This is a genomic window from Pseudomonas sp. NPDC088414 (assembly GCF_044753325.1).
In the GTDB taxonomy this organism is placed as follows: domain Bacteria; phylum Pseudomonadota; class Gammaproteobacteria; order Pseudomonadales; family Pseudomonadaceae; genus Aquipseudomonas.
In genome coordinates, this window is the sequence record NZ_JBIVMY010000058.1 from 1 (window position 1) to 7,056 (window position 7,056).

Below are 7,056 nucleotides of genomic sequence, written 5' to 3' on the forward strand. Positions count from 1 at the left end.
GGCATCCCGGTCAGCGGGGTTGTCGCGACCACCAGCAGCCCGGAAGGCGTTGACTACATCATCCCAGGCAACGATGACGCAATCCGCGCTATCCAGCTGTACATGGGTTCGATGGCTGACGCAGTGATCCGTGGTCGCAACAATGTTGCTGGCGGCACTGTTGAATTCGCAGCTGAAGAAACTCAGGCTGCAGCTGAGTAATCGACGCCCTGGCGTTGACTCAGTAAGCAAAAAGGGGGCTTGGCCCCCTTTTTGCCACCTCGAAAACCGTTTGTTGGCGCCCACTTGTGGCAGCGCACCTCCTGCATTTGTAACGTGCAGCAGCTACAAGGTGTTTCGGGAAGAATTGAACGCCCGTTCGATCGGGTGGAATGGTTGAAAACCTATCCAAGAGGAATTTGAAAATGGCAGCAATTACTGCAGCGTTGGTTAAAGAACTGCGCGAGCGTACCGGCGAAGGCATGATGGACTGCAAGAAAGCCCTGGAAAAGGCTGACGGCGACATCGAAAAAGCCATTGATGACATGCGTGCTTCGGGCGCGATCAAGGCTGCGAAAAAGGCTGGCAACGTTGCCGCTGAAGGCGCAATCGCAATCAAGGACGACGGTAAGGCTGCCGTTATCCTGGAAGTGAACTCGCAGACCGACTTCCTCGCTCTGCAAGACGACTTCAAGAACTTCGTTGCTGCCAGCGTTGAAAAAGCTTTCGCTGACAAGCTGACCGACGCTGCTCCGCTGATCGCTTCGCAAGAAGCTGCTCGCGAAGCACTGGTTGCCAAAGTAGGCGAGAACGTCAACATCCGTCGTCTGACCCGTATCGAAGGTGACGTTGTAGGTTCTTACCTGCACGGCAACAAGATCGGTGTTGTTGTGGCTCTGAAAGGCGGTGACGTCGAGCTGGCCAAAGACATCGCGATGCACGTAGCTGCGAGCAACCCTGAGTTCCTGCTGCCTTCGCAAGTTTCGGCTGAAGCGATCGAGCGTGAAAAAGCTGTGTTCCTGCAGCTGAACGAAGAGAAGATCAAAGGCAAGCCAGAAAACATTGTTGAGAACATGGTCAAAGGCCGTATCAGCAAGTTCCTGGCAGAAGCAAGCCTGGTTGAGCAGGCGTTCGTCAAGAACCCTGAAATCAAGGTTGGCGAGCTGGCCAAGAAAGGCGGCGCTGAAATCGTTTCCTTCACCTACTTCAAAGTAGGCGAAGGCATCGAGAAGCCGGTCGACAACTTCGCTGAAGAAGTTGCTGCCCAGCTGGCTGCCGCCAAGCAATAAGACAGTTTTTTCAACTGTCGCCCGAAAGAGGCTGCCCGCTCACGCGCGCAGCCTCTTTTCAGATGGGGTTACCAATTTTTAATTGGTTTCCACTGGGAACTGGCTTACAAAGCCAGGTTCCGATGGCGCTGAAGCAGCGCCAAGCTAGAGTGAACGGCAGCTGTAAAACAGCTTGCACAGAATTTTTTAAATACGCCGCAGGAGAGATTCGCAATGGCTCAGCAGGGCAGTGGTTATCAGGCTCGCTATAAACGCATTCTACTCAAGCTTAGCGGCGAGGCCCTGATGGGCTCGGAAGAGTTCGGGATCGATCCAAAAGTGCTGGATCGGATGGCGCTGGAAGTCGGCCAGCTGGTCGGCATCGGCGTACAGGTCGGTCTGGTGATCGGCGGTGGCAACCTGTTCCGTGGCGAGGCCTTGAGCAAGGCTGGCATGGATCGGGTGACAGGCGACCACATGGGCATGCTGGCCACTGTGATGAACGCCCTGGCCATGCGCGATGCGCTGGAACGTGCCAATATCTCGGCGATCGTGATGTCGGCCATTTCCATGGTTGGCGTGACCGATCACTATGATCGCCGCAAAGCCATGCGTCACCTGAACTCCAAGGACGTGGTGATTTTCGCCGCCGGTACCGGTAATCCGTTCTTTACCACGGATTCGGCAGCCTGCCTGCGTGCCATCGAGATCGACGCTGACGTCGTTCTGAAGGCGACCAAGGTCGATGGCGTCTATACCGCTGACCCGTTCAAAGACCCGCATGCCGAGAAGTTCGATCATCTGACTTATGATGAAGTGCTGGATCGCAAGCTGGGTGTAATGGATCTGACAGCTATTTGCCTGTGCCGCGACCACAAAATGCCGCTGCGCGTATTCAACATGAACAAGCCTGGCGCCCTGCTGAACATCGTGCATGGCGGCGCTGAAGGCACCCTGATCGAGGAAGGTCAACAATGATCAACGAAATCAAGAAAGACGCTCAAGAGCGCATGCAAAAATCCCTGGACTCTCTGGCCCATGCATTCGGCCAGATTCGTACCGGCAAGGCTCACCCAAGCATCCTGGGCAGCGTGATGGTGCCGTACTACGGCGCAGACACTTCCATTACTCAGGTGGCCAACATCACTGTAAAAGACTCCCGCACCCTGCAAGTTGTCGCTTTCGAGCGCAACATGCTGGCGGCCGTCGACAAAGCGATCCAGAGCGCCGGTCTGAACCTGAACCCGACCAACCTGGGTGAACTGCTGCTGATCTCCATGCCGGCCCTGACCGAAGAAACCCGTAAAGGCTTCACCAAGCAGGCGCGTGCAGCAGCGGAAGATGCGCGTGTTGCTGTGCGCAATATCCGTCGTGATGCGCTGGGCGATCTGAAAAAACTGGTCAAGGATAAAGAAATCAGCGAAGACGAAGAGCGTCGTGCCACCGCTGATATCGACAAGCTGACCAAAGACTTCGAGGCCCAGATCACCAAGGCCACGGACGAGAAAGAAAAAGACCTGATGGCCGTATAAGGGTCGAGTTTTAAATGGACAAGACCAAGCAGTCTGCGCCGTCCGCGGTGCCGCGCCATGTCGCGATCATCATGGATGGCAATAATCGCTGGGCGAAAAAACGCTTTATGCCGGGTGTTGCCGGGCATAAGGCCGGCGTGGATGCTGTGCGGGCAGTGATCGAGGTGTGCGCCGAGGCCAAGGTCGAAGTGCTCACCCTGTTCGCCTTCTCCAGTGAGAACTGGCAGCGTCCGGCCGATGAAGTCAGTGCCTTGATGGATCTGTTTTTCAAGGCGCTGCGTCGTGAGGCCAAGCGCCTCAACGACAACAACATCAGCTTGCGCATCATCGGCGATCGCTCGCGCTTCCATCCTGAGCTTCAGGCGGCGATGCGCGAAGCAGAAGCCATGACGGCCGGCGCCAACCGCTTCATCCTGCAGATCGCCGCCAACTACGGCGGTCAGTGGGATATTGCCCAGGCGGCGCAGCGTCTGGCGCGTGAAGTCCAGGCCGGGCATTTGCGCCCGGAAGACATCACTCCGGATCTGCTGCAGACCTGTCTGGCCACCGGCGACCTGCCGTTGCCGGACCTGTGCATCCGCACCGGTGGCGAGCACCGCATCAGTAACTTCCTGCTGTGGCAACTGGCATACGCCGAGTTGTACTTCTCCGACCTGTTCTGGCCGGACTTCAAACACGAAGCCATGCGCACCGCGCTGGCCGATTTCGCTTCGCGCCAGCGTCGCTTCGGTAAAACGAGCGAACAGGTCGAAGCTGGAGCCCGGGTTTAATGCTTAAACAACGAATCATCACTGCGCTGATCCTGCTGCCGATCGCTTTGTGCGGGTTTTTCCTGCTCGAAGGATCCGGTTTTGCGCTGTTCATCGGTCTGGTCGTGAGCCTGGGCGCCTGGGAATGGGCGCGTCTGGCAGGCTTTACCGCGCAGTCGTTCCGTGTTGGCTTTGCCGCTGTCGTCGCGTTGATGTTGTTCGTCATGTACGTCCTGCCGGGCCTCGCCCCTTGGGTGTTGGGCGCTTCAGTGTTGTGGTGGGCAGTGGCGACGTATCTGGTGCTGACCTATCCGCGCTCGAGCGAGCACTGGTCCACGGCGGCCACCAAACTGGTGATCGGCTTGCTGATCCTGCTGCCGGCCTGGCAAGGGCTGGTGCAGATCAAGCAGTACCCATTGGGTAACTGGCTGATCATGGCCGTGATGGTGCTGGTCTGGGGTGCCGACATCGGTGCCTATTTCTCCGGCCGAGCCTTCGGCAAGCGCAAGCTGGCGCCGCAAGTCAGCCCGGGTAAAAGCTGGGAAGGCGTTTACGGTGGCCTGGCGCTGAGTCTGGTGATCACTGCGATCGTTGGCCTGGTTCGCGACTGGACGGTGGCTGAACTGCTCAAGGGGCTGATCGGCGCTGCGTTGATCGTATTCATTTCGGTGGTGGGCGATCTCACCGAAAGCATGTTCAAGCGTCAGTCCGGCATCAAGGACAGCAGCAACCTGCTGCCCGGTCATGGCGGTGTGCTTGATCGCATCGACAGCCTGACCGCTGCGATCCCTATTTTCGCTGTATTGCTGTGGATGGCTGCACCGTGAGCCGCCCGCAACAGATTACCGTTCTGGGAGCCACCGGCTCGATCGGTCTGAGCACCCTCGACGTCATCGCTCGGCATCCCGAGCGTTATCAGGTTTTCGCCCTGAGCGGCTTCACGCGCCTGAGCGAGTTGCTGGCCTTGTGCATCCGCCATGTGCCGCAGTTTGCCGTGGTGCCGGAAGTGGCGGCGGCGCGCGGTTTGCAGGACGACCTGCGGGCTGCCGGTTTGCCCACTCGCGTATTGGTCGGGGAGGAGGGCCTGTGCCAGGTTGCCTCCGCCCCTGAAGTCGATGCCGTGATGGCGGCCATCGTCGGCGCCGCGGGCCTGCGCCCGACGCTGGCGGCGGTGCAGGCCGGGAAGAAAATTCTCCTGGCCAACAAAGAGGCGTTGGTGATGTCCGGCGCGCTGTTCATGCAGGCCGTGCACAAGAGCGGCTCGGTGTTACTGCCGATCGACAGCGAACACAACGCGATCTTCCAGTGCATGCCGCAGGATTTTGCCCGCGGTCTGGGTGTGGTCGGCGTGCGGCGGATTTTGCTAACGGCATCGGGCGGTCCGTTCCGCCAGACACCGATGAGCGAGCTGGCGCATGTCTCGCCTGATCAGGCATGTGCGCACCCGAACTGGTCCATGGGGCGCAAGATCTCGGTGGATTCGGCCAGCATGATGAACAAGGGCCTGGAGTTGATCGAGGCCTGCTGGCTGTTCGACGCCAAGCCGTCGCAGGTCGAGGTGGTGATCCATCCGCAGAGTGTGATTCACTCGCTGGTCGACTATGTGGATGGCTCGGTATTGGCGCAGTTGGGCAACCCTGACATGCGCACGCCGATTGCCAACGCATTGGCCTGGCCTGAGCGGATCGACTCGGGTGTGGCACCACTGGATCTGTTTGCCGTTGCGCGCCTGGATTTCGAGGCGCCGGACGAACAGCGCTTCCCTTGCCTGCGCCTGGCGCGGCAGGCGGCGGAGGCCGGCAACAGCGCACCGGCCATGCTCAATGCGGCCAACGAAGTGGCAGTCGCGGCGTTTCTCGACGGACGCGTTGGCTATCTGGAAATCGCGAGTATCATCGAGGACGTGCTGAACCTCGAGCCAGTGGTCGCGCTTGAGGATCTGGATGCGGTGTTTACCGCAGACGCGAAAGCGCGGATTCTGGCCGAACAGTGGCTGAATCGTCACGGCCGATAGCCGTTGCAGAACCATGGCTCCACGCGGCACTGAACAGGATTGCGGAGAAAGTAGATGAGCGCGCTCTATATGATTGCCGGCACCCTGATCGCTTTGGGTGTACTGGTCACCTTTCACGAATTCGGCCACTTCTGGGTCGCGCGTCGCTGTGGCGTCAAGGTTTTGCGTTTTTCCGTGGGCTTCGGCATGCCCCTGCTGCGCTGGCACGACAAGCAGGGCACCGAGTTTGTCGTCGCCGCGATTCCGCTGGGCGGCTACGTCAAAATGCTCGATGAGCGTGAGGGCGAAGTACCGGCCGATCAGCTTCATCAATCCTTCAATCGCAAATCGGTTCGCCAGCGCATCGCTATTGTCGCAGCGGGACCGATCGCCAACTTCCTGCTGGCTCTGGTGTTTTTCTGGGTGCTGGCCATGCTCGGCAGCGAGCAGATCCGTCCGGTCATCGGTGCCGTCGAATCCGGCAGCATCGCGGCCAAGGCCGGTTTGAATGCCGGTCAGGAAATCGTCGCTATCGATGGTGAGCCGACTTCCGGCTGGGCGGCGGTCAATTTGCAGTTGGTTCGTCGTCTTGGGGAAAGTGGTTCCCTGCAGTTGCTCGTGCGTGAGCAGGGGGCTACCGCGGATTCGCCGCGCGAATTGGCGCTGGATCACTGGCTCAAAGGGGCTGATGAGCCTGATCCGATTCGCTCGCTGGGTATTCGCCCATGGCGGCCGGCGTTGCCGCCGGTGCTGGCCGAGCTCGATCCAAAAGGTCCGGCGCAGGCCGCTGGTCTGAAAACCGGAGACCGCCTGTTGTCGCTCGACGGCCAGGCGCTGGGTGACTGGCAGCAGGTGGTCGATACCGTTCGTACGCGTCCTGATACCAAAATCTTGCTGCGCGTCGAGCGCGACGGTGCTCAAATCGACGTCCCGGTGACCCTGGCTGCGCGTGGCGAAAGCAAGGCGCCGAGTGGTTATCTGGGCGCTGGCGTGAAAGCTGTGGACTGGCCGCCGGAAATGATCCGCGAGGTCAGTTATGGCCCGTTGGCCGCGATTTGCGAGGGTGCCCGGCGTACCTGGACCATGAGCATCCTGACGCTGGACTCACTGAAGAAAATGCTGTTTGGCGAGCTCTCGGTAAAAAACTTGAGTGGGCCGATAACCATTGCTAAAGTGGCGGGCGCTTCTGCCCAGTCGGGCGTTGCTGATTTCCTGAATTTCCTTGCTTATCTGAGTATTAGCCTGGGGGTTCTGAATTTGCTGCCCATTCCTGTACTGGATGGGGGGCATTTGTTGTTTTATCTGATTGAGTGGGTGCGTGGTCGCCCCTTGTCGGATCGGGTGCAAGGTTGGGGGGTGCAGATCGGTATCAGTTTGGTGGTCGGAGTGATGTTGCTTGCTCTGGTCAATGATCTGGGTCGACTGTAAAGCTTCGCTGAATTGCGAATCTGCCGCATTTTGCGGCAGTTTGTTTATTGCCAGTTGGAATAAGAAAGGACTTCATGAAACGTCTGCTGCTAACTGCGGTTCTCACC

Annotated in this window: 8 protein-coding genes; all 8 read left to right on the forward strand. The window is 59.0% G+C overall.

What is annotated here, in order from left to right; translation table 11 throughout:
* On the forward strand, positions 1-201 hold a 201-nt coding region (locus ACIP8I_RS26780), incomplete at its 5' end, for a 30S ribosomal protein S2 (RefSeq protein WP_400764878.1).
* 203 nt (positions 202-404) lie between these two features.
* The gene (tsf, locus tag ACIP8I_RS26785; protein ID WP_003222121.1) at positions 405-1,268 is read left to right on the forward strand and encodes a translation elongation factor Ts; all 864 of its coding nucleotides are present in this window, start codon (positions 405-407) and stop codon (positions 1,266-1,268) included.
* Between the two features lie 213 nt (positions 1,269-1,481).
* Positions 1,482-2,225, forward strand: a complete 744-nt coding sequence (gene pyrH / locus ACIP8I_RS26790; protein ID WP_003222124.1) for a UMP kinase — start codon at positions 1,482-1,484, stop codon at positions 2,223-2,225.
* The gene (gene frr, locus ACIP8I_RS26795; protein WP_003222127.1) at positions 2,222-2,779 is read left to right on the forward strand and encodes a ribosome recycling factor; all 558 of its coding nucleotides are present in this window, start codon (positions 2,222-2,224) and stop codon (positions 2,777-2,779) included. Before pyrH ends, frr begins: the two co-directional genes overlap by 4 nt.
* 14 nt (positions 2,780-2,793) lie before the next feature.
* Complete coding sequence (uppS, locus tag ACIP8I_RS26800; RefSeq protein ID WP_003222128.1) at positions 2,794-3,549, forward strand: polyprenyl diphosphate synthase; 756 nt, start codon at positions 2,794-2,796, stop codon at positions 3,547-3,549.
* Positions 3,549-4,355: a phosphatidate cytidylyltransferase gene (locus tag ACIP8I_RS26805; RefSeq protein WP_007964272.1), complete on the forward strand. Its 807-nt coding sequence runs from the start codon at positions 3,549-3,551 to the stop codon at positions 4,353-4,355. The genes uppS and ACIP8I_RS26805 overlap by 1 nt, the downstream gene beginning before the upstream one ends.
* Positions 4,352-5,542, forward strand: coding sequence for a 1-deoxy-D-xylulose-5-phosphate reductoisomerase (gene ispC, locus ACIP8I_RS26810; protein WP_400764881.1), 1,191 nt, complete (start codon positions 4,352-4,354; stop codon positions 5,540-5,542). Before ACIP8I_RS26805 ends, ispC begins: the two co-directional genes overlap by 4 nt.
* Before the next feature lie 54 nt (positions 5,543-5,596).
* Positions 5,597-6,949 (forward strand): sigma E protease regulator RseP, encoded by a 1,353-nt coding sequence (gene rseP, locus ACIP8I_RS26815; protein WP_400764883.1) that lies wholly within the window; start codon positions 5,597-5,599, stop codon positions 6,947-6,949.
* Positions 6,950-7,056: the final 107 nt, after the last annotated feature.